Here is a 21000-nt window from a genome sequence, read left to right on the forward strand (position 1 = left end):
GGGTCGCTCCGAAGGGGCCGCTACGACTGGTCGAGAGCCCGGTTGTAGCGGCCCAGCACGTCGACGAAGCCGGTCAGCTCGTCGTCGGTCCAGTCGCCCAGCCGCTCGTCGAGCCAGGTCCGCCGGTCGGCCGCGACCGCGTTCAGGCGGCGTACGGCCTCGTCGCTGGCCGACACGAGCGACGCGCGCCCGTCGTCCGGGTCGGGCGTGCGGTCGACCAGGCCCAGCTCCGTGAGGTGCTGGACCTGCCGGCTGATCGCGCCCTTGTCGATGTCGAAGGTCTCCGCCATCGCCGAGGACCGCAGCGGCCCCTTCTCGGCGAGGAACGCGAGCATGAGGTACGACGAGGGCTGCAGGTCCGGGTGCACGGCGCGGGCCCGCAGGCCGATGACGCGCTTGACCCGGCGGATCAGCACGCCGACCTCCTGCTCGAGCAGGCCGAGCGTCTCGGGGCGGGTCACGCCGCTGATCGTAGGACGCTGGAGGGTCTCGGACACGGAGGTCACCGGACCCCGGCCTCGGTGGTGGGCTCGGGGGTGACCTCGTCGGTCTCCGGCGCCCGCTCGTCGACCCGGTCGATCGTCGTGCGGAGCGGCACCTCCTTGATGAACAGGACGCACACGAAGGCCAGCGCGGCGAACGGCATCGCGACCAGGAAGATGTGGCCGATGGCCGTGCCGAACGCGTCCTCGTAGAGCGCGCGGATCGGCGCCGGCAGCTCGCTCAGCGTCGGGATCGAGCTGCTCTCGTGGGTGGTGTCGACGCCCATGGCCTGCAGGCCGGCCGTGACCTTGTCGGCCACCTGGTGGCTGAGCAGGGCGCCGAGCGCCGAGACGCCGATCGAGCCGCCCATCGAGCGGAAGAACGCGACGACGGAGCTGGCGGCGCCCATGTCGGCCTGGGCGGTGTTGTTCTGCACCGCGAGGACGAGGTTCTGCATCGTGGCGCCGAGGCCGATGCCCAGGATCGCCATGAACAGGCCCACGAGGGCGAGGTTGGTGTGCGCGTCGATCTGGCCGAGCAGGGCCAGGCCGATGATGACCAGCGCCATGCCGCCGACCAGCCAGCGCTTCCACAGGCCGGTGTCGCTGATGATCCGGCCGGACACGATGCTCGAGACGAGCAGGCCGCCGACCATGGCGATCGACATCAGGCCGGCGTGGGTCGGGCTCATGCCGCGGGCGAGCTGGAAGTACTGGCTGAGGTAGACGGTCGACCCGAACATCGCGACGCCGATCAGGATCGAGGCGCCGGTCGCCAGCGACGTCGTGCGGTCCTTGAAGAGGCGCAGCGGGATGATCGGCTCGGCGGCGACGGACTCGACGTACACCGCGGCGGCGAGGAGCGCCAGGCCGCCCGCGACGAGCAGGCCGCTGGTGGCGGAGACCCAGTCGAACTGGTTGCCGGCGAGCGAGACCCACACGAGCAGCAGCGAGACGCCGCCGACGATCAGGGTGGCGCCGAGGTAGTCGATGCTGACCTCGCGCTTGACGACGGGCAGCCGCAGCGTCTTCTGCAGGAGGACGAACGCGCCGACGGCGAAGGGCAGGCCGACGAAGAAGCAACCGCGCCAGCCGAGCGGGCTGTCGACGATCAGGCCGCCGATGAGCGGGCCGCTGACGGTCGCGAGCGCGAACGTGGCGCCGATGTAGCCGGAGTAGCGGCCCCGCTCGCGCGGGGTCACCATCGAGGCGATGACGACCTGCACCAGCGCGGTCAGGCCACCGACGCCGAGGCCCTGGATGACACGGGCGCCGATCAGCACCTCCATGCTCGGCGCGAAGCCGGCGATGAGGGAGCCGATCGAGAAGATGACCAGCGCGCTCTGCACCAGCACCTTCTTGCTGAAGAGGTCGGCGAGCTTGCCCCAGATCGGGGTGGTCGCGGTCATCGCGAGCAGCGTCGCGACCACGACCCAGGTGTAGCCGGTCTGGCTGCCCTGCAGGTCGGTCACGATCCGCGGGAGCGCGTTCGTGACGACGGTGCTGGACAGCATCGCGACGAACATCGCCAGCAGGAGGCCGCTCATGGCCTCGAGGATCTGGCGGTGCGTCATCTGGCCGGACGCCTCGAAAGGCGGGCTGACGGGCGGGGTGGTTGCCTGGGTGGTCACGCGTGCTCGATTCACAGGGAGTAGAAGGTTGCTGCTCGCAACTATATTCCCGAAAGGTTGACAGGGACAACCAAGTGAGACGCAGGCCACCTCCGCCGCGACGGTCCGAAATGGGAACGACCCGCAGACGTGGACCCCGGATCGGGGCCCGCTCCGGTGGACGTGATGACCGGATCGTCTGCGGGTCGGGTAGCTGCTAGGAATTCGTCAGCAGCCTCGGGGGAATCTCACCCCCGATGATGCTGGGCTGCTAGCGGGCAGCCACCTCACGCGTCCTTGAAGAATTCATTCTTCGGACCACCTCCTTTCCCGTGTCCCACGAGCGTAGATCTCGCCGGGAGCCGGATCAAGGCAATTGATCGGGACGTACGCCGGGGGCCGGTCAGGTCGCGACGGCGGCGAACTGCGACTGGTAGAGACGGGCGTAGGCGCCGGGCCGCTCGAGCAGCTCGTCGTGCGTGCCCTGCTCGACGATCGCGCCGTCCTCCATCACCAGGATCAGGTCCGCGTCCCGGATCGTGCTGAGCCGGTGCGCGATGACGAAGCTGGTGCGGTCGGTGCGCAGCGCCGCCATCGCGTGCTGCACGAGCAGCTCGGTGCGGGTGTCGACCGAGCTCGTGGCCTCGTCGAGGATCAGCAGGGCCGGGTCGGTGAGGAACGCCCGGGCGATCGTGACCAGCTGCCGCTCCCCCGCCGACAGGTTGGAGCCCTCCTCGTCGATGACCGTGTCGTAGCCGTCCGGCAGCGAGTGGACGAACCGCTCGACGAAGGTCGCCCGGGCCGCCTCCAGCACGTCCTCGTGGCTCGCGTCCGGCCGCCCGTAGGCGATGTTGTCGTGGATGGTGCCCTCGAAGAGCCAGGTGTCCTGCAGGACCATCCCGATCTGGCCGCGGAGCGCCGAGCGGGGCATCGCGGTGATGTCCACGCCGTCGATGGTGATCCGGCCGGCGTCGACGTCGTAGAACCGCATGACCAGGTTCACCAGCGTCGTCTTGCCGGCACCCGTCGGGCCGACGATGGCCACCGTCTGCCCGGGCCGGGCCACAAGCGAGAGGTCGTCGATGAGTGGCCGGTCCTCGTCGTACCGGAACGACACCGCCTCGAAGGCGACCTCGCCGCGCCGCAGCGCCGGCGTGGTCAGCGCGGCCGGGTCGGCCGGCTCCTCGGGCGCGTCGAGCAGCTCGAAGACCCGCTCGGCCGACGCGACGCCGGACTGGAGGAGGTTCATCATCGAGGCGACGGTCGTGAGCGGCTGGGTGAACTGGCGGGTGTACTGCACGAATGCCTGGACGTCGCCGAGCGAGAGCGAGCCGCTGGACACCCGGAGCGCGCCGACGACGGCGATGACGACGTAGTTGACGTTCCCGATGAACATCATCGCCGGCATGATCAGCCCGGACACGAACTGCGCGCCGAAGCTGACGCGGTAGAGCTCGTCGTTCTCCTCCGCGAAGGTCCGCTCCACCTCGCCCTGGCGGCCGAACACCTTGACGAGGGCGTGGCCGGAGAAGGACTCCTCGACCAGCGCGTTGAGCTTGCCCGTACGCCGCCACTGGGCGACGAACTGGCCCTGCGAGCGCTTCATGATGGCGCGGGTGACCAGCAGCGAGACCGGCACCGAGACCAGCGCGACCAGGGCCAGCAGCGGCGAGATCCAGAACATCATCCCGAGCACGGCGATGACCGTCATCAGCGACGTGAGCAGCTGGCTCATCGTCTGCTGCAGGGTCTGGCTGACGTTGTCGATGTCGTTGGTGACGCGGCTCAGCAGCTCCCCGCGCGGCGAGCGGTCGAAGTAGCCCAGCGGCAGCCGGTTGATCTTCTCCTCGACGTCGGCGCGCATCCGGTAGACGGTGTTCTGCACGACGCCGTTGAGCAGGTAGCCCTGCAGCCAGCCGAGCAGCGACGCCGCGGCGTACACCGCGAGGACGAGCAGCAGGACGTTGCCCACGGCGGTGAAGTCGACGCCCTGGCCGGGCACGACGCCCTGGCCACGGACGGCGTCGGGCAGCTCGGACTGCGGCGTGCCGACCGGGACCTGGCGACCGATGAAGCCGCGGAAGACGAGGTCGGTGGCGTGGCCGAGGATCCGCGGGCCGGTCGACATCAGCACCACGCTGACGACGCCGAGGCCGACGACGGCCAGCGCCCGGCTCCGGTCGGGGCGCATCCGCGCCGCCAGCCGCTTCGCCGACGGTCCGAACGTCATCGCCTTCTGGCCGACCATGCCGCCGCCCATCGGGCCGCGACCGGGGCCACCGACCGGAGCCTCGATCCGCTCGGTCGCCTCGAGCGCCTTGCCCTTGTGGTTCTCACCCTTGCTCGTGTCGGCTGGAGGGACGCTCATGCCGCCACCTCCGCGGTCAGCTGGGACGTGACGATCTCCTGGTAGGTCGGACAGGTCTCGAGCAGCTCGTCGTGGCGGCCGCGGCCGACCACCATGCCGTCCTCCAGCACCAGGATCAGGTCCGCGTCGATGATCGTGGAGACGCGCTGCGCGACGATCACGACGGTCGCGTCGGTCGTCGTGGGGCGCAGGGCCGCCCGCAGCCGGGCGTCGGTCGCGAGGTCCAGCGCCGAGAACGAGTCGTCGAAGAGGTACAGCCCGGGCCGGCGTACGAGCGCGCGCGCGATGGCGAGGCGCTGGCGCTGGCCGCCGGAGAAGTTCGTGCCGCCCTGCGCGACCGTGGCGTCGAGACCGTCGGGGAGGTCCGCGACGAAGTCCGCCGCCTGCGCGGTGCGCAGCGCCTCCCAGAGCTCCTCGTCGGTCGCGTCCGGCTTGCCGTGGCGCAGGTTGGTGGCGATCGTGCCGGTGAACAGGAAGGCCTTCTGCGGGATCAACCCGATCTGCGCCCACAGCGCGTCCTGGTCGAGGTCGCGCACGTCGACGCCGGCCACCCGGACCGAGCCGGCGGTGGCGTCGAAGAGCCGCGGCACCAGGCTGACCAGCGTGGTCTTGCCGGCGCCGGTCGAGCCGATGATCGCGACGGTCTGGCCGGGGCGGGCCTCGAGCGAGACGTCGCAGAGCACCGGCGACTCGGCGCCCGGGTAGGAGAACACGACGTCCTCCAGATCCAGCCACCCGCGCTTGGCGGGGTCCGGCTGAACGGGGTCCGGCGACGGGACGACCGACGAGTCGGTCTCGAGGACCTCGATGATCCGGTCGCCGCAGACCGAGGACCGCGGCACCATCATCAGCATGAACGTCGCCATCATCACCGACATCAGGATCTGCATCAGGTAGGACAGGAACGCCGTGAGCGCGCCGACCTGCATCTGGCCGGCGTCGACGCGGTGGCCGCCGAACCAGATGACCGCGACGCTGGAGACGTTCACGACCAGCATCACCAGCGGGAACATCGTCGCCATCCAGCGGCCCGCCCGGACGGCGACGTCGGTGAGCTCGTCGTTCGCCGTGGCGAAGCGCTCGGTCTCGTGCGGCTCGCGGACGAAGGCGCGGACGACGCGGATGCCGGTGATCTGCTCGCGGAGCACGCGGTTGACCTCGTCGATGCGGGTCTGCATCTTCCGGAAGTTCGGCACCATCCGGCTGACGACGAGCCCGACGGAGAGGAAGAGCGCGGGGACGACGACGGCCAGGATCCAGCCGAGCCCGACGTCCTCGCGCAGCGCCATCAGGACACCGCCGACCATCATGATCGGCGAGGAGATCGCGATCGTGCAGGCCATCAGCACGAGCATCTGCACCTGCTGGACGTCGTTGGTGCCGCGGGTGATCAGCGAGGGGGCGCCGAAGTGCTGGACCTCGCGGGCCGAGAAGGTCCCGACCCGGTGGAACAGCGCCGCGCGGACGTCGCGCCCGAAGCCCATCGCCGTACGCGCCCCGAACCAGACGGCGGTGACCGAGCAGACGATCTGCACCAGCGAGACCGCGAGCATGATCGCGCCGGTGCGGACGATGTAGCCCGTGTCCCCGGTCGCGATGCCGCTGTCGATGATGTCGGCGTTCAGGCTGGGCAGGTAGAGCATCGCGACGACGCCGACGAACTGCAGGGCGACGACGGCCGCGAGCCAGCCGCGGTAGGGCTGCAGGTGGGTGCGGAGCAGGCGGATCAGCATGGGGTGTTCCTCGCGAGGCCGTTCAGGAGCGTGTCGACGATCTGCTCGGGGGTGAGCAGCCGTCCGTCAGCGATGTGGTCGTGGCTGCCGGCGAAGGTCAGCAGCCGTAGGCGGTGGACGAACTCGTCGACCGGGACGTTCAAGGCGTCTGCGTCCGCGCCGACGACGGCCTCGAGGACCTGGCCCATCCGGGCCCGGATCGCGATCGCCTCCTCACCGTCGTGGAGGTGGTCGGGGGGCCGGATCATCCCGACCTTCTGCATGAGCGCGAACGTCGCCCGGAACCGCTGCTGGAGGATCCCCACCAGCAGCACCAGGCGGTCGTGCAGGGGCAGCGTGTCGTCGATCTCGAGGATCCGGTCCTCGACCCGGCCGGGGCGGAACGCCCGGGCGATCGCGGCGTCGACCAGCTCGTCCTTGGTCTCGACGACGCGGAAGATCGTGCCCTCCGCGACCCCGGCCCGCTCGGCGATCTGCCGGGTCGTCACCCCCCGTCCGTGCACCCGCAGCAGCTCGAGCGTCACGTCGACCAGCTGGTCGAGGCGCTCCTCGGGGTTCATCGCGCGGGCGCGGCGGCGGGTCTCGGTCACCCGGTTGACTTTAAGTGAGTGAGTGCTCACTCACAAGCGGTCTGTGAATTTCCCCGGATATCCGGGGAAGTTGGCACTTTCCGGGTGTTGCAACACCCGGGAAGTGCGGGTTTCCCCGGATATCCGGGGAATCCGACACCCCCTACGGCGCCAGCCGCTCCGTCTCCCACGACCCGGCAGCCCGCCGGTAGACCAGCCGGTCGTGCAGCCGACTGGTGCGGCCCTGCCAGAACTCGACGGTCTCGGGACGGACGAGGTAGCCGCCCCACTCCTCGGGGACGGGGACATCCTCACCGGGGAAGCGGGCGTCGGCCTCGGCGTACGCCGCGTCCAGCGCGCCGCGGTCGGCGACCGGGTGGGACTGGTGGGAGGCCCAGGCGCCGATCCGGGAGCCCCGGGGCCGCGAGTCGAAGTAGGCGCGCACGTCGGCGTCCGGCAGCGGCTCGGCGACGCCGTCCACGCGGACCTGGCGCTCGAGCAGGTGCCAGGGGAAGAGCAGCGAGCAGGCGGGGTTCGCGGCGAGCTCGGCGCCCTTGCGGGAGCGGGTGTTGGTGAAGAAGCGGAAGCCGTCCTCGGCGACGCCCTTGAGCAGCACCATCCGCGACGAGGGACGGCCCTCGGCGGAGACGGTCGAGATGACCATCGCGTTCGGCTCGTGCAGGTTGGCGGCGCGCACGTCCTCGAACCAGCGGCGGAACATCGTGACCGGGTCGGGCGCGAGGTCGCCCTCGTCGAGCCCCCCGGCGGCGTACTCGTGGCGCAGGTCGGCGATGGCCGCGTCGTCGTGCGTGTTGTCACCCATGCGTCGAATCTAGGCGCCGGGGTGTCGCCCGCGCGGCGGCAGGTGCAGAATGCGTCCGGCGCACCCCCCGGGTCGCGCCTCCCACCATCCCCTTCCGCGAAGGAGTCGCGAGCGCATGACCGAGGTACACCACGGACTCGAAGGTGTCGTTGCGTTCGAGTCCGAGATCGCCGAGCCCGACAAGGAAGGCTCCGCGCTGCGCTACCGCGGCGTGGACATCGAGGACATCGTCGGGCGGGTGCCGTTCGAGAACGTCTGGGGCCTGCTGATCGACGGCGCCTACCAGCCCGGCCTCGCCCCGGCCGAGCCCTACAACCTGCCGGTCCACACCGGTGACGTCCGCGTCGACGTGCAAGCCGCCGTGGCCATGCTCGCGCCGGCGTTCGGCTTCGGCCAGACCTACGACATCTCCGACGAGCAGGCCCGCGAGGACATCGGCCGGCTCGCCGTGATGGTCCTGTCGTACGCCGCCCAGTCGGCGCGCGGCCTGAACCAGCCGGTCGTCCCCCAGAAGGCCGTCGACGAGGGCAAGACGCTCGCCGAGAAGTTCCTGATCCGCTGGAAGGGCGAGGCCGACCCCAAGCACGCCCACGCGATCGACGCCTACTGGAGCAGCGCGGCCGAGCACGGCATGAACGCCTCCACGTTCACCGCGCGCGTCATCACCTCCACGGGTGCCGACGTCGCGGCCGCGTTCTCCGGCGCCATCGGCGCGATGAGCGGCCCGCTGCACGGCGGAGCCCCGGCCCGCGTGCTGACGATGATCGAGGACGTCGAGAAGTCCGGGGACGCCACGGCGTACGTCAAGGGCCTGCTCGACTCCGGCGAGCGGCTGATGGGCTTCGGCCACCGCGTCTACCGCGCGGAGGACCCGCGCGCCCGCGTCCTGCGTCGTACGGCGAAGGAGCTCGACGCCCCGCGCTACGCCGTCGCCGAGGCGCTGGAGCAGGCGGCCCTCAAGGAGCTGCGCGAGCGTCGTCCCGACCGCGTCCTCGAGACCAACGTCGAGTTCTGGGCGGCCATCGTCCTCGACTTCGCCGAGGTCCCGTCGAACATGTTCACCGCGATGTTCACCTGCGCCCGCACCGGCGGCTGGTCGGCGCACATCCTGGAGCAGAAGCGCACGGGCCGCCTGATCCGTCCGTCCGCCGTCTACACCGGCCCGGCGTCCCGCAAGGCCGACGAGGTCGACGGCTGGAAGTCGGAGTGGGCCGGCTGAGCCTGCCCCACCTGGCGACCGACCGGCTCCGCCTGGAGCCGGTCGGCGCCGCGCACCTCCCCCACCTCGTCGAGCTCAACGCCGACCCCGCGGTGATGCGCTTCATCCGCGGCCGGGCCGCCACGCCGGCCGAGACCAGGGCCGAGTGGGACGAGCGGCTCACCGCCCGCTCGGACTTACGCCGCGGCCTGGGCTACTGGGCCGGGTTCACCCGCGACGACGCCGGGCCGGAGCGGTTCGCCGGCTGGTGGTCGGCGAGCAGCGTCCGCGGCCGGCCCGAACTGTCAGGCGTCGGCTACCGCCTGCCCCGGGCCGCCTGGGGCCGCGGCCTGGCGACCGAGGGTGCCCGCGCCCTGCTGGCGCAGGCCTTCGCCTGCCCCGACGTGGAGCGGGTCGAGGCGACCACGATGGTGGTGAACACCGGCTCCCGTGCGGTGCTCGGCAAGCTCGGCATGAGCCTCGTCGAGACCTGGGTGCAGGAGTGGGACGACCCGGTGCCGGGGTGGGAGCAGGGCGAGGTGCGCTACGCCCTCGACCGGGCCGCGTTCGCGGCGGGCGCTCAGTCCTGATCGACCTTGCCGGCGTACCAGCTGGTGCCGCCCTTGGCCGCCTTCCGGGTGAGCGAGACGTGCAGGTGCGTGCGGTGCCGCAGCACCTTCGAGCACTTCTTGCGGGACTTGCAGGAGGAGCTGAGGTAGGCCTCCCGCTCGAACTCGTGCCAGGCGGGGTACATGTGGTCGTTCCAGATGACGTACATGATCCCCATCCGTCGGGCCTTGACGTCGTGGTTGCCGGCCTCGTCGTCGGCGAACGCCCAGTCGAGGAAGGCCTTCGCCTTCTTCCGGTCCGCCTTCGACGAGGCGTCCAGCGTCCAGTCGAAGGCGCGACCCTCCTTGTGCTCCGAGGTGCCGCCGCTGGAGCACGGCCGCGAGATGCCCCCGAAGCCGCCGCCGAAGTGCTGGACCAGCCAGTGCCCGAGGTACGTCGTGCCCGGCTTGGCCTTCGGGTGGCAGTGGGTCTGCGGCTGGTAGCCGGCGTAGTCCTCGAGCGGCGCCGCGGAAGCGGCCGACGGGGAGAGCAGGGCCAGCACGACCACGGGGACCAGCAGGACCGGGGCGAGCAGACGGGGCACGAACGGGCGCACGGGGGTTCCTCCGAGAGTGGATCGACGCCCGAGCGTAGGTCGGCCGCCCCCATGTGTCTGTCCTCCGATCGGCCCTGCTCGCCTGGCCCGCCCGGGCCGCAACGACTCGTCGGACGCTGTCGGAGCCAGCCCTTGAAACGGGTCAGTACACTGAGAAGCCTGGGGGGAGTACCTCACCCAAGCGTCATCCGGTCAGTACGGCGGTCCCACGTCCGCCTCGGGTGACCGCCGGTCTCGGCCGGTCGAGGGAGACCGCGGACAACGACACCTGTCCGAGGAGACCCATGACCTCCCCGCTCACCCCGATGGCCATCGACATCATCGGCACCCCCACGCTCTGGACCGTCACGCTCGGTCTGGTGCTCGGCCTGATCGCCCTCGACTTCGTCCTGACCCGCCGGCCCCACGAGGTCTCGCTGGGCGAGGCGCTCGGCTGGTCGGCGTTCTACGTCGCACTCCCCCTCGCCTTCGGCGGCTACGTCTGGTGGGCGCACGGCTCGGGCCGCGGCGTGGAGTACCTCACCGGCTACCTCGTCGAGAAGTCGCTCAGCGTCGACAACCTCTTCGTCTTCATGCTGCTCCTGGCCGCGTTCGCGGTCCCCAAGGAGCTGCAGCAGCGGGTGCTGCTCTACGGCATCATCGGCGCCCTCGTGCTGCGCGGCATCTTCATCGCCGTCGGCGCGGCCGCGCTGGCGGCCTTCGACTGGGTCTTCCTGGTCTTCGGCCTGGTCCTGCTCGTCACCGGCGTCAAGATCCTGCGCGACGCGATCCGCGGTCACGACCACGCGGTCGACGTGTCCTCGATGCGGGTGGTGCGCCTGGCCCGCAAGGTGATGCCCGTGACGGAGGAGTACGCCGGCCCGCGCCTGACCGTCCGGGAGGCCGGCCGCCGCGCCCTCACGCCGTTCGCGCTCGTCGTGCTCGCGGTCTTCGCCACCGACATCGTCTTCGCGATCGACTCGGTCCCCGCGGTCTACGGCATCACCGGCGACCCCTACCTGGTCTTCGCCACCAACGCCTTCGCCCTGCTGGGCCTGCGCGCGCTCTACTTCGTCCTCGAGAGCGCGCTCAGCAAGCTCGTGCACCTCAGCTACGGCCTGGCCGCCATCCTGGGCTTCATCGGCGTCAAGCTCGCGCTGCACTGGGGCCACCTGCAGTGGAAGTCCGTCCCCGAGATCCCGACGCTGGCCTCGCTCGGCGTGGTCGTCGGCATCCTGGCGGTGACGGTCTGCACGAGCCTGGTCGCGTCGAAGCGGGCCGAGCAGCGCGAGCAGCAGGAGACGGGCGAGCAGCCCGCCGACGTCACCAGCTGACGACGTCGGTGACGACCGGCTCGGTGCCGTTGAAGAGCTCGAAGAGCCAGCCGTCCGGGGTGTCGCGCAGGACGCCCGACAGCCGGAACTCCAGGCTCTCGACGGTGCCGTCCGAGCTGGTCACCACGGCCTGCGCCGGCGCGACGAACCACAGGATGTCGCCGCTGCGGCGGGCGTAGATCGTCTCGAACTCCCAGCCCACGGTCACGGGCAGCTTGAAGAGCAGCCCCATGAAGTCCCGGAGCTCCTCGTGGCCGTGGGCGTGCTCGCCGAGGTCGGCGCCGTACGTCGCCCCGTCCTCCACGAAGCAGGCGACGGCCCCCTCGACGTCGCGCTCCCGCAGGCACCGCTGGAGGCGCGCCACGGCCTCGACCGCGATCTCCAGGTCACCCATGCGCCACCCCCCTCGTCACGCCCGGAGCCGTCGCTCGGCCCCCACACCCGTCGAGTATGACGCGCCAGGGGGCCTTGCACGGGAGGACGGACCGTGACCGGTCTGGACCTCTCCCCCGCCCGGGAAGGCGGTCCAGGGCTAGACCTGGTGGTCCGGGCGGGCCGTGAGGCGCTTGCCGAAGCACCGCGAGAGCGGCTCGTCGCGGTAGTGCCCGAAGCCCGCGACGGGCGTGTAGCCCGACGACTCGTACAGCGCGATCGCCTCCGGCTGGCGGGTCCCGGTCTCCAGGACCAGGACGTCCGCACCGGCCTCCGCCGCGGTGGTCTCGAGGTGGGCGAGCACGGCCCGGGCGACGCCGGCCCCGCGGTGCGAGGGTACGACGTACATCCGCTTGATCTCCGCGGTCGCGGTGCTGCCGAGCGCCTCGACGCCCGAGCGGCGCCACGCCCCCGTCGCGACCGGCTCGCCCCCGTCGTAGGCGACGAAGAAGCTGCCGAGCGGCGGGTCGAACATCGCGTGCTCGAGCGGGGTCTCGTCGGGGCCGCCGTAGCGCCGGACGTACTCCTGCTGGACCTGCTCGATCAGCGCCAGCGCGTCGGGCTGGCCGTAGCCGACCCGACGGATCTCGAGGTCAGGCAAGAGCCGACCCGCAGGCGTCGCAGAAGCGGGCGCCGTCGTCGTTGCGGACGCCGCACGAGGAGCAGAAGCGGCCGGTCCTCGCCGGGGCGTCGTCGACGGTGCGGCCGACGCCGAGCACCCCCTCGCCGTCGGAGAGGTACGCCGCGGAGTCCTTCACGACCGGCATCGTCTCGCCCGCGCCGTACCGGGCGGCCGCCCCCATGAAGCCGAGGTTCGCGCAGACGAGCGCCCCCATCAGGCACAGACCGCCGCCGAGGAACGTCAGCATGCCGTCGGGGGCGCCGGTGTCCTCGACGTCGAGGTCGGTGTTCGCGAACGTCGAGAAGCCGCGGTAGAGGAGGTAGGCACCCAGGAGGGCCAGCACGACGGCGGCGACACGGAAGACCGTGCGGGCGCCGGACTGACGGGCGAACCCGGGGTTGGGCGTGGTGCTCATGATGGACTCCTCCGAGGCTTCGTTCACGACGGCTGACACACTAGGACCCTGCTGACAACGGGGTCAGGAGGCCCGCCCCGCACTGTCGGGGCACTCCTACCCACCTGGAAGGCAGTTCATGACCGACGCCGTGACCATTCCCGCCGAGCTCCTGCCCGCCGACGGCCGCTTCGGTGCCGGCCCGTCGAAGATCCAGACCTCGCACCTCGACGCGCTCGCCGCGACCGGGGCGTCGCTGATGGGCACCTCCCATCGGCAGGCGCCGGTGCGCGACACGCTCGGGCGGGTCCGCGAGGGGGTGGCGGAGCTGTTCTCGCTGCCCGAGGGCCACGAGGTCGTGCTCGGCAACGGCGGCGCCACGGCGTTCTGGGACATCGCGACCTTCGGGCTGATCCGCGAGAGGAGCCAGCACCTGACCTTCGGGGAGTTCTCCTCGAAGTTCGCCTCGGCCGCGAAGGCCGCGCCGTGGCTGGCCGACCCGTCGGTGGTCGCGGCGCCCCCCGGCTCGCTGCCGAGCCCCGTCGCCGAGGACGGCGTCGACGTCTACGCCTGGGCGCAGAACGAGACCTCCACGGCCGTGATGGCCCCCGTGGTGCGCCCGGCCGGGACGTCCGCCTCGTCGTCGCTGGTCCTGGTCGACGCCACGTCCGGTGCCGGCGGCCTGCCCGTCGACCTGACCGAGACCGACTGCTACTACTTCGCCCCGCAGAAGTGCTTCGCCTCCGACGGCGGGCTGTGGATCTCGGTCATGTCGCCCGCCGCGCTCGACCGGGCCGCCGAGATCGCCGCGTCCGACCGGCACGTCCCGGCGTTCTTCGACCTGCCCACGGCGATCGACAACTCGCGCAAGAACCAGACCTACAACACCCCCGCGGTCGCGACGCTGTTCCTGATGGCCGAGCAGCTGGACTGGATGAACGCCCACGGCGGCCTCGCCGGCATGGTCGCGCGGACCACGGCCTCGTCCGACGCGCTCTACGGCTGGGCCGAGCGGACGTCGTACACCTTCCCCTACGTCGCCGAGCCCGCCCACCGCTCGCTCGTCATCGGCACCATCGACTTCGAGGACGCGGTCTCCGCCGACGCCGTCGCCGCCGCCCTGCGCGCCAACGGCATCGTCGACACCGAGCCCTACCGCAAGCTCGGCCGCAACCAGCTGCGGATCGCGATGTACCCCGCCGTCGACCCGGCCGACGTCGAGGCGCTCACCGGGTGCATCGAGTACGTCGTCGAGCGGCTCTGAGGGCGGGAAGTTTCACCGGGTACCCGGTGAAACTGGCGCTCCTGTCACGGAACTCCATGACACCAGCGCCAGTTTCGTGACAGGAGCTGGGGTGGGACCGGTGCTGCGGGGGTGGGGAGTTTCATCGGTCGACCGCTGAAACTCCCGGCGGGACGCTGATGCTTCACCGGCCAGGCGGGAGTTCTGTCGGTCGACCGATGAAACTCCCGCGCCACCGCCACTCGCGCCGCCAGCGCCACTCGTCCAGCGCCGGAGCTACCCCAGCGCCGCGCGCACCAGGTCGTACGTCGCCCGGTCGAACGCCACGATGCGGGCCTCGCGCACGGAGGTCGGGGTGGAGCGCAGCGTGGTCACGGCCGCGTCGATGGCGTCGTCCTTGGGCCACCCGTAGACCCCGGCGCTGACCAGCGGGAACGCCACCGACCGGGCCCCGAGCTCGTCGGCGACGGCCAGGGCGCGGGTGTAGCACGAGACCAGGAGCGACCGGTCGGTCTCGCCCGCACGCCGGTCGGGACCGACCACGTGGATCACCCAGCGTGCCGGCAGGTCCCCGGCGGTCGTCCACCCGGCGTCCCCCGTGGCCAACCCGTGCGGGAAGCGCGCCCGGCAGTCCTCGAGGACCGCCGGGCCGCCCGCCCGGTGGATCGCCCCGTCGACGCCCCCGCCGCCGCGCATCGCGCGGTTGGCGGCGTTCACGACCGCGTCGACGTCCTGCCGGGTGATGTCGCCCTGCACCGCCGTCAGGACCGGCACGGACGGCACCGGCGGCACGGTCACGACTGCTCCTTGACCAGCTTCAGCGTGGCCCGCTCCAGGGCGGCCTGCCGCTCGTCGGTCTTGTCGTAGGCCTTGCGCGTGGCCTTCGAGATCGTCCGGCCTTCCTCGTAGGCGTCGACCACGCGGGGGTCGACGTACGACGACCGCGCGAGCGTCGGGGTGTTGCCGAGGAACTCCGCGACCTCCTTCATCGTCGCCGAGACGGCCCGCTTGCGCGACGCCTTCGTCTCCCCCTTCTCGGGCGACTCCGCCAGCGCCGCGGCAGCGATGACGGTGGCGTGCCAGGTCCGGAAGTCCTTGGCCGTCGCCTCGATCCCGGTCGCCTCGCGCACGTAGTCGTTGACCCGCGACGAGTCCAGCGACACCCACGACCGCCCGTCCTTGAAGGCCAGCATCCGGTCGCCCCCGCCCCGGCGCCGGCGCATCACCTCGAGGGCGTCCACGGTCGGCGGGTCGTCGATCTGGATGCGGTGGTCGACGCCGGACTTGCCGGTGAAGGAGAACACCAGCGCGTCGCCCTGGCGCCGCACGTGCCGGCGCTCCAGCGTGGTGAGGCCGAAGCTGCCGTTCTGGTCGGCGTAGACGTCGTTGCCGATCCGGAAGTACCCCAGGTCCAGCAGCCGCACCGCGACGGCGCACGCGCGCGAGAGCGACATGTCCTCGGTGCCGAGGTCGGTCAGGACCCGCTCGCGGGCGCGCGAGAGCGCCTTGCCGAAGCCGAGCACGCGGTCGAACTTCTCGCTGTCCCGCTTCGTGCGCCAGTCCGGGTGGTAGAGGTACTGCCGGCGCCCGGCGTCGTCGGTGCCGACCGCCTGCAGGTGCCCGTTGGGCCACGGGCAGACCCACACGTCCTTCCAGGCCGGCGGGATCACCAGGTCGCGGACCCGCTGGGCGTCCTCGTCGGGGAGGCGCTCGCCGTCCTGGTCGAGGTAGACGAATCCCTTCCCGGCACGGCGGCGGGTCCAGCCCGGCTGGTCGGGGGACGAGCGGCGGGTCCTCGGCATGCCGCGAGACTAGCCAGCCGGGCCCAGACCCGGGCTCACCCCAGCGAGTGCGCCGACGCGGACGGCGCGCACGCCAACCCCGCGGCACCCACGAGACGCGTCAGCGACGCCGCAGCGCGAGGACCAGCAGCCCGACGCCGCCGAGGCCCAGCCACGCGCCGAGGAACCACGGCCAGGTCGAGCGCCCGTCGGCGGTCCCGGCGGACGCGTCCCGACCCGGCTCCGGCGACGAAGTGGCCCCCACGGTAGCCCGCGAGGACGGGCCCCCGTCGGGGGACGCCGACGCGGACGGGTCCGCCGCCGCCATCGCCCGGCGTACGGCGTCGGGCAGCCGCACCCGCAGCACGTCGGTGCCCTGCCCCTCGGTGCTGACCAGCAGGCCGCCGTCGCCGTCGACGGTCAGCCCCTCCCCCTGGTCCTGCGTCGGCAGCCGGAACGTCGCGACCTCCTCCAGCGCGGGGAAGGTGTAGACGGTCGCGACCGAGTAGTCACGGATCACCACGTGCCGCCCGTCGGGCAGGAAGACGCCGTCGGTCGCGATCGGCAGCACGTCGCCGATCGGCCGCAGCCGGTTGGGCCGGTCGGGGTCGAGCCGGGCGGGCGCCTCGAAGAGCCGACCACCGAAGACGCTCTTGCTGGCGACGTAGAGCCGTCCGGTCGTCGGGTCGCTCATCAGCGTCTCGGCGTTGACCGGCCCGCCGGCGTAGACGAGGTCGTACGTGGTGGGGTCGACCGTCCGGTCGCCCCGTCCGACCGGGACCCGGGCCACCTGGACGTCGTCGCGGTCGTCGGAGTTGTCGCCGATGTCACCGACCCAGACCTCGCCGTCACCCGCGGGCGCGAGCGCCTCGACGTCGACGGGGTCGTCGGACCACCGGGTCACGCCGACGGTCTCGCCGATCGCGGGGTCGACGGCGAAGACCCGGCCGACGTCACCGGAGTCGTTGGTGGTGAGGACCAGCCCGTCCTGGAGCACGAGCCCGCTGGACTCCACGATCTCGGGGTCCTGGAAGGTGAAGGCCACCTGTCCGGGCTGGTCGGCGGGCGCGGCCGCCGCCCCCATCAGGAACGGCAGCAGCACCAGGAAGCCCAGCACGCCGTCGCGGTTCAGGTTCACGACGCGTCGGCGGCCTCGAGCAGCACGGCGAGGCGCGGGGTGATCCCCCAGGTGCCGACGAGGTCGTCGTACTCGTTGCGGACGCCGCCGCCCTTCACGGGGCCGCCGGTGCGGACCGCGCGGAGCATGGTGTTGCGGGGCGTGTGCTGGCTCTCGACGAACTGCATGACGTCGACGCGGTAGCCCTGCAGCCGCATCAGCGACGCCCGGATGCCGTCGGTCAGGGTGTCGGCGAGCCGCTCGCGCAGGATGCCGTGCCGGGTGAGGGCGGCGTACGGCGACGGCGTGGGCGTCCGCCGGAGCTGGGCCGCGATGTCGTGGTGGCAGCAGGGCGCGGCGAGGACGAGCTGGGCGTCCCACTCGACCGCGCGGGCCAGCGCCTCGTCCGTGGCGGTGTCGCAGGCGTGCAGGGCCAGCACCACCTCGGGGCCGGGGTCCAGCTGCGCGCCGAGGATCGTGCCGACGACGAAGTCGGCGTCCACGCCGAGGTCGGCGGCCAGGGCGGCGTTGTGCTCGCGCGACTGCTCGCGGACGTCGACCCCGGTGAGCCGGACCGGCAGGCCGCGCACCGAGGTGAGGTAGCGCTGCGCCGCGAAGGTCAGGTAGGCGTTGCCGCAGCCCAGGTCGACGATCCGGAGCGGGTCCTCGGCGGTCGGCTTGCGCAGCTTGCCGCGCGCCAGCGCGTCGGTGATCGAGGAGTCGAGCAGCCGGAGGAACTCCTCGACCTGGCGGTACTTCGCCTGGCGGCTCGGCTTCATCCGGCCCGACGCGTCGGAGAGCCCGAGGGCCAGGAAGACCGCGTCGTCCTCGGGCAGGAGGCGGTGCTTGTCGCGGTCGTGACCACGGTCGACCTCGACCTCCTCGGTGCGCGCGGAGGTGTGCACGACGGCCTCGAGCTTCTTGGTCACCCGGACCTGGTGGCTCTCGGTCGTCGTCTCGACGTGCCAGTTGGCGAACGGCAGGTCCAGCAGCTCGTCGACGGCGTCGCGGGCCGCGGGGCCGGCCGCGTGGTTCGCGGTGTGCGCCTGCGTCTCGTCGTACGACGTCACCTGCAGGTGCCGTCCGGCCTTGAGGTCGACGTAGCGCAGCTCGACCCGCTTCCACGGCGACTGCTGGCCCTTCTGGCGCCCCGAGGCGACGGCCTTGACCAGGGCGTCGGGGTCGAGCAGGTGGCCGCGCATCCGGGCCAGGACGCGGAGCAGGGGCTCGGTGGTCACTTGACCACCGCCGCGACCAGCACGAGGAGCAGGAGGCCGACCAGCGCCACGGGGATCACGAGGCGGCGGTGGCGGGGATTCACCCCTGGAGTTTAGACGCGAGCAGCTCGGCGAGATGCATCGTGGGGACCCCCGCGAGGTCGTCGAGCTGGACCCGGCACGACATGCCGTCGGCGAGCACCACCGCGTCGGGGTGCGAGCGGACCGCCGGCAGCAGGTGCGTCTCGGCGACGGCCACGGACACCTCGTAGTGGCCCTGCTCCATGCCGAAGTTGCCCGCGAGCCCGCAGCACCCGGACACCCGGGTCACGGCGGCCCCTGCCTTGCGGAGCAGCGCCTCGTCGGCGGCCCAGCCGAGCACGGCGTGCTGGTGGCAGTGCGGCTGGGCGACGACCTCCACGCCGCTCAGGTCCGGGAGGGCGACATCGAGCCGGGTGAGCAGCTCGGCGAAGGTCAGCACCCCGGCCGCGACCTCGGCGGCGCGCGGGTCGTCGAGCAGCTCGACGGCGTCGCTGCGCAGCGTCGCGAGGCAGGACGGCTCGAGGCCGACGACCGGCACGCCGCTCGCGACGTACGGCGCCAGCGTGGTCACCGCGCGCCCCATGATCGACCGCGCCTTGTCGAGCTGGCCGGTGGTGATCCAGGTCAGGCCGCAGCACGCGTCCTCGCCGATCACCCGCACCCGCAGGCCGGCCGCCTCGAGCACGCGGACCGCGGCGTGACCGGACTGCGGCAGGAAGTGGTCGGTGAAGGAGTCGGCCCAGATCCACACGTCCGGGGCACCCTCGGGCGCCCCGTCCCGACGATCCCGCTCGCGCTTCGCGAGACCCTTGCGCAGCGTCGTCGGCGCGAAGGCCGGGATCGAGCGGCGCTGGTCGATGCCGGCGGTGGCCTTGGCGGCCCGCGCGACCGGCCCGAGCCTGAGCATCCGGTTGGCGAGCGGGGCCAGCGGCGCGGTCAGCGCGGCCCACTGCGGGAGCCGACCGAGCGTGTAGTGGCTGCGGGGCCGCCGCCTGCCGGCGTACTTCTGGTGCAGCGCCTCGGCCTTGTAGGTCGCCATGTCCACGCCGGTCGGGCAGTCGGACGCACAGCCCTTGCAGGACAGGCAGAGGTCGAGCGCCTCGCCCACGGCCGGGTCGGAGAGGCCGCCGACGAGCGAGCCGTCCAGGGCCTCCTGCAGCACCCGGGAGCGGCCGCGGGTGGAGTCCTTCTCGTCGCGGGTGGCGAGGTAGGACGGGCACATCACGCCGTTGGTCGCGGGCGCCACGCACTTGCCGACGCCGGTGCAGCGGTGCACCGCGTTGCCGAGCTGGCCGCCGTCGTGGGCGAAGCGCAGGAGCGGCGTGATCGGCAGCCGCGGCCGGGTCGGGCGCAGGTCGGCGTCGAACGGGGCCGGGTCGACGATGTTGCCGGGGTTGAGCAGGTTGTCGGGGTCGCAGATCGCCTTCGCCGCGGCGAAGAGGGCGATCGACTCCTCGTCGTACATCAGCGGCAGCAGCGCCGAGCGTGCGCGCCCGTCGCCGTGCTCGCCGGACAGCGAGCCGCCGTAGTCGCGCAGCTTGACCGCGCAGGCGGTGAGGAAGTCGTGGAAGACGCGGGCGCCGCGGTCGTCGGCGCCCCCGGCCTCGAAGGGGAAGTCGATGCGCACGTGCACGCAGCCGTCGCCGAAGTGGCCGTATGGCACGCCGTCGAGGTCGTGCTCGCGCAGCAGCGCGTCGAAGTCGCGCAGCCAGGCACCCAGGTGCTCGGGGGGTACGGCGGCGTCCTCCCAGCCGGAGTAGGCCGGCGTCCGCAGGCTGCGGGCGGCCAGCCCGGCGCCGTCCTCGCGGATCCGCCACAGCGCGGCGGCCTCGGCGTCGTCGGTGACGACCCGGTGCTCGAGCGCGCCGCCCTCGGCGACGACTCGGGCGGCCAGGGCGTCCGCGTCCTCACCCACGACCTCGACGAAGAGCCAGCCGGCCCCGCGCGGCAGGTCGGGCACCGCGCTGCCCTTGGCCCGCACCAGGTCGACGATCCGGGAGTCCAGCCCCTCGCAGGCGATGAGGTGCCCACCCCCGGCGGCGAGCAGGGCCGGGACCGCGTCGGCCGCCTCGATCATGGAGGGGTAGCCGAGCACCACGAGCCGGCGTACGGGCTCGTCGCGCACGAGCCGGACCCGGGCCTCGAGCACCAGCCCGAGGGTGCCCTCGGAACCGACCAGGAAGCGGTCGAGGCGGCGGCCGCGCTCCGGCAGCAGGTGCTCCATCGAGTAGCCGCTGACCTGGCGGCCGAAGCGGCCGAAGGTCGTGCGGACGTGGCCGAGGTGCTGGTCGGTCAGCGCGTCGAGCGCGGCGCCGGCCACGGTGTCGCTGCCACCGGCGGCGCCGGTGGTGACGACCTCGCCGGTGCCGAAGGCGACCCGCAGGGACTCGACGTTGTCGACCGTGCGGCCGTAGCCGAGGGCGCGGGAGCCGCAGGCGTTGTTGCCGATCATCCCGCCGATCGTGCAGCGGGTGTGGGTCGAGGGGTCCGGCCCGAAGCGCAGCCCGTGCGGGGCCGCGGCCCGCTGCAGCACGGCGTGCACGGCGCCCGGCTGGACGACCGCGGACGCGGTGTCCGGGTCCACCGAGAGGACCCGGTTCAGGTGCTTGAGGGTGTCGACGACGATGCCCGGACCGACCGCGTTGCCGGCGATCGAGGTGCCCGCACCGCGCATCGTGAGCGGCACGCCCGTCGCGCGGGCCACGTCGAGGATCGCGAGGAGCTCGTCGGCCTCCCGCGGGCGCGCGACGACCTGCGGGACCACGCGGTAGAGCGAGGCGTCGGAGGAGTAGAGCGCCCGGGTCAGCGTCGAGTCGTCGACGTCGGTGACGCCCCGACGGCGCAGCTCGGCGACCAGGTCCGGGCCGGGACCGACGTGGGGGGACGACACG

The 21000-nt window shown here is 72.4% G+C and carries 19 protein-coding genes; 4 read left to right on the plus strand and 15 right to left on the minus strand.

What is annotated here, in order from left to right; all coding sequences use genetic code 11:
• Nucleotides 1–20: 20 nt before the first annotated feature.
• The 6 genes from H5V45_RS07925 to pdxH all read right to left on the minus strand — a co-directional run bounded on the left by H5V45_RS07925 (nt 21) and on the right by pdxH (nt 7585).
• Nucleotides 21–461 carry a MarR family transcriptional regulator gene (locus tag H5V45_RS07925; protein WP_185252428.1) on the minus strand — a complete coding sequence of 147 codons (441 nt, stop codon included), beginning with the start codon at nt 459–461 and terminating at the stop codon, nt 21–23.
• Nucleotides 462–502: 41 nt separating this feature from the next.
• Nucleotides 503–2113, minus strand: a complete 1611-nt coding sequence (locus tag H5V45_RS07930) for an MDR family MFS transporter (protein ID WP_343061474.1) — start codon at nt 2111–2113, stop codon at nt 503–505.
• A gap of 382 nt (nt 2114–2495) precedes the next feature.
• On the minus strand, nt 2496–4460 hold the full coding sequence (locus tag H5V45_RS07935) for an ABC transporter ATP-binding protein (RefSeq protein WP_185252429.1): 1965 nt from the start codon (nt 4458–4460) through the stop codon (nt 2496–2498).
• Entirely contained in the window at nt 4457–6193 is a 1737-nt protein-coding gene (locus H5V45_RS07940; RefSeq protein WP_185252430.1) for an ABC transporter ATP-binding protein, read from the minus strand. Before H5V45_RS07940 ends, H5V45_RS07935 begins: the two co-directional genes overlap by 4 nt.
• Complete coding sequence (locus H5V45_RS07945) at nt 6187–6783, minus strand: TetR family transcriptional regulator (protein WP_185252431.1); 597 nt, start codon at nt 6781–6783, stop codon at nt 6187–6189. Before H5V45_RS07945 ends, H5V45_RS07940 begins: the two co-directional genes overlap by 7 nt.
• Before the next feature lie 142 nt (nt 6784–6925).
• Complete coding sequence (gene pdxH, locus H5V45_RS07950) at nt 6926–7585, minus strand: pyridoxamine 5'-phosphate oxidase (RefSeq protein ID WP_185252432.1); 660 nt, start codon at nt 7583–7585, stop codon at nt 6926–6928.
• Between the two features lie 115 nt (nt 7586–7700).
• Between pdxH and H5V45_RS07955 the strand changes: the two genes are divergently transcribed.
• Nucleotides 7701–8804, plus strand: coding sequence for a citrate synthase 2 (locus tag H5V45_RS07955; protein WP_185252433.1), 1104 nt, complete (start codon nt 7701–7703; stop codon nt 8802–8804).
• Nucleotides 8792–9373, plus strand: a complete 582-nt coding sequence (locus H5V45_RS07960) for a GNAT family N-acetyltransferase (protein ID WP_185252434.1) — start codon at nt 8792–8794, stop codon at nt 9371–9373. Before H5V45_RS07955 ends, H5V45_RS07960 begins: the two co-directional genes overlap by 13 nt.
• On the opposite strand, the gene H5V45_RS07965 is transcribed toward H5V45_RS07960, so the two are convergent.
• Nucleotides 9364–9948 carry a VldE C-terminal domain-containing protein gene (locus tag H5V45_RS07965; protein WP_185252435.1) on the minus strand — a complete coding sequence of 195 codons (585 nt, stop codon included), beginning with the start codon at nt 9946–9948 and terminating at the stop codon, nt 9364–9366. The two genes, H5V45_RS07960 and H5V45_RS07965, sit on opposite strands and share 10 nt — an antisense overlap.
• A gap of 284 nt (nt 9949–10232) precedes the next feature.
• On the opposite strand from H5V45_RS07965, the gene H5V45_RS07970 reads away from it, so the two are divergent.
• On the plus strand, nt 10233–11261 hold the full coding sequence (locus tag H5V45_RS07970) for a TerC family protein (RefSeq protein ID WP_185252436.1): 1029 nt from the start codon (nt 10233–10235) through the stop codon (nt 11259–11261).
• Here H5V45_RS07970 and H5V45_RS07975 read toward each other — a convergent pair.
• The 3 genes from H5V45_RS07975 to H5V45_RS07985 all read right to left on the minus strand — a co-directional run bounded on the left by H5V45_RS07975 (nt 11251) and on the right by H5V45_RS07985 (nt 12730).
• Nucleotides 11251–11655, minus strand: a complete 405-nt coding sequence (locus H5V45_RS07975; RefSeq protein ID WP_185252437.1) for a YybH family protein — start codon at nt 11653–11655, stop codon at nt 11251–11253. The genes H5V45_RS07970 and H5V45_RS07975 overlap by 11 nt on opposite strands.
• Nucleotides 11656–11793: 138 nt before the next feature.
• Entirely contained in the window at nt 11794–12294 is a 501-nt protein-coding gene (locus H5V45_RS07980; RefSeq protein WP_185252438.1) for a GNAT family N-acetyltransferase, read from the minus strand.
• The gene (locus H5V45_RS07985; protein ID WP_185252439.1) at nt 12287–12730 is read right to left on the minus strand and encodes a zinc ribbon domain-containing protein; all 444 of its coding nucleotides are present in this window, start codon (nt 12728–12730) and stop codon (nt 12287–12289) included. Before H5V45_RS07985 ends, H5V45_RS07980 begins: the two co-directional genes overlap by 8 nt.
• 118 nt (nt 12731–12848) lie before the next feature.
• Here H5V45_RS07985 and serC point away from each other — a divergent pair, with 118 nt between their 5' ends.
• Entirely contained in the window at nt 12849–13973 is a 1125-nt protein-coding gene (serC, locus tag H5V45_RS07990; protein WP_185252440.1) for a phosphoserine transaminase, read from the plus strand.
• A 255-nt stretch (nt 13974–14228) separates the two neighbouring features.
• On the opposite strand, the gene H5V45_RS07995 is transcribed toward serC, so the two are convergent.
• The 5 genes from H5V45_RS07995 to H5V45_RS08015 all read right to left on the minus strand — a co-directional run bounded on the left by H5V45_RS07995 (nt 14229) and on the right by H5V45_RS08015 (nt 20999).
• On the minus strand, nt 14229–14726 hold the full coding sequence (locus H5V45_RS07995; protein WP_185254540.1) for an O-acetyl-ADP-ribose deacetylase: 498 nt from the start codon (nt 14724–14726) through the stop codon (nt 14229–14231).
• A 20-nt stretch (nt 14727–14746) separates the two neighbouring features.
• A complete protein-coding gene (locus tag H5V45_RS08000) occupies nt 14747–15754 on the minus strand; it encodes a DNA topoisomerase IB (RefSeq protein ID WP_185252441.1) in 1008 nt (335 codons plus the stop codon).
• Nucleotides 15755–15854: 100 nt separating this feature from the next.
• The gene (locus tag H5V45_RS08005; protein ID WP_185252442.1) at nt 15855–16871 is read right to left on the minus strand and encodes a WD40 repeat domain-containing protein; all 1017 of its coding nucleotides are present in this window, start codon (nt 16869–16871) and stop codon (nt 15855–15857) included.
• A complete protein-coding gene (locus H5V45_RS08010) occupies nt 16868–18088 on the minus strand; it encodes a class I SAM-dependent methyltransferase (protein ID WP_343061475.1) in 1221 nt (406 codons plus the stop codon). Before H5V45_RS08010 ends, H5V45_RS08005 begins: the two co-directional genes overlap by 4 nt.
• 79 nt (nt 18089–18167) lie before the next feature.
• Nucleotides 18168–20999 carry an FAD-linked oxidase C-terminal domain-containing protein gene (locus H5V45_RS08015; protein ID WP_185252443.1) on the minus strand — a complete coding sequence of 944 codons (2832 nt, stop codon included), beginning with the start codon at nt 20997–20999 and terminating at the stop codon, nt 18168–18170.
• Between the last annotated feature and the right edge of the window lies 1 nt (nt 21000).

This window comes from Nocardioides luti, from assembly GCF_014212315.1.
Taxonomy (GTDB): domain Bacteria; phylum Actinomycetota; class Actinomycetes; order Propionibacteriales; family Nocardioidaceae; genus Nocardioides; species Nocardioides luti.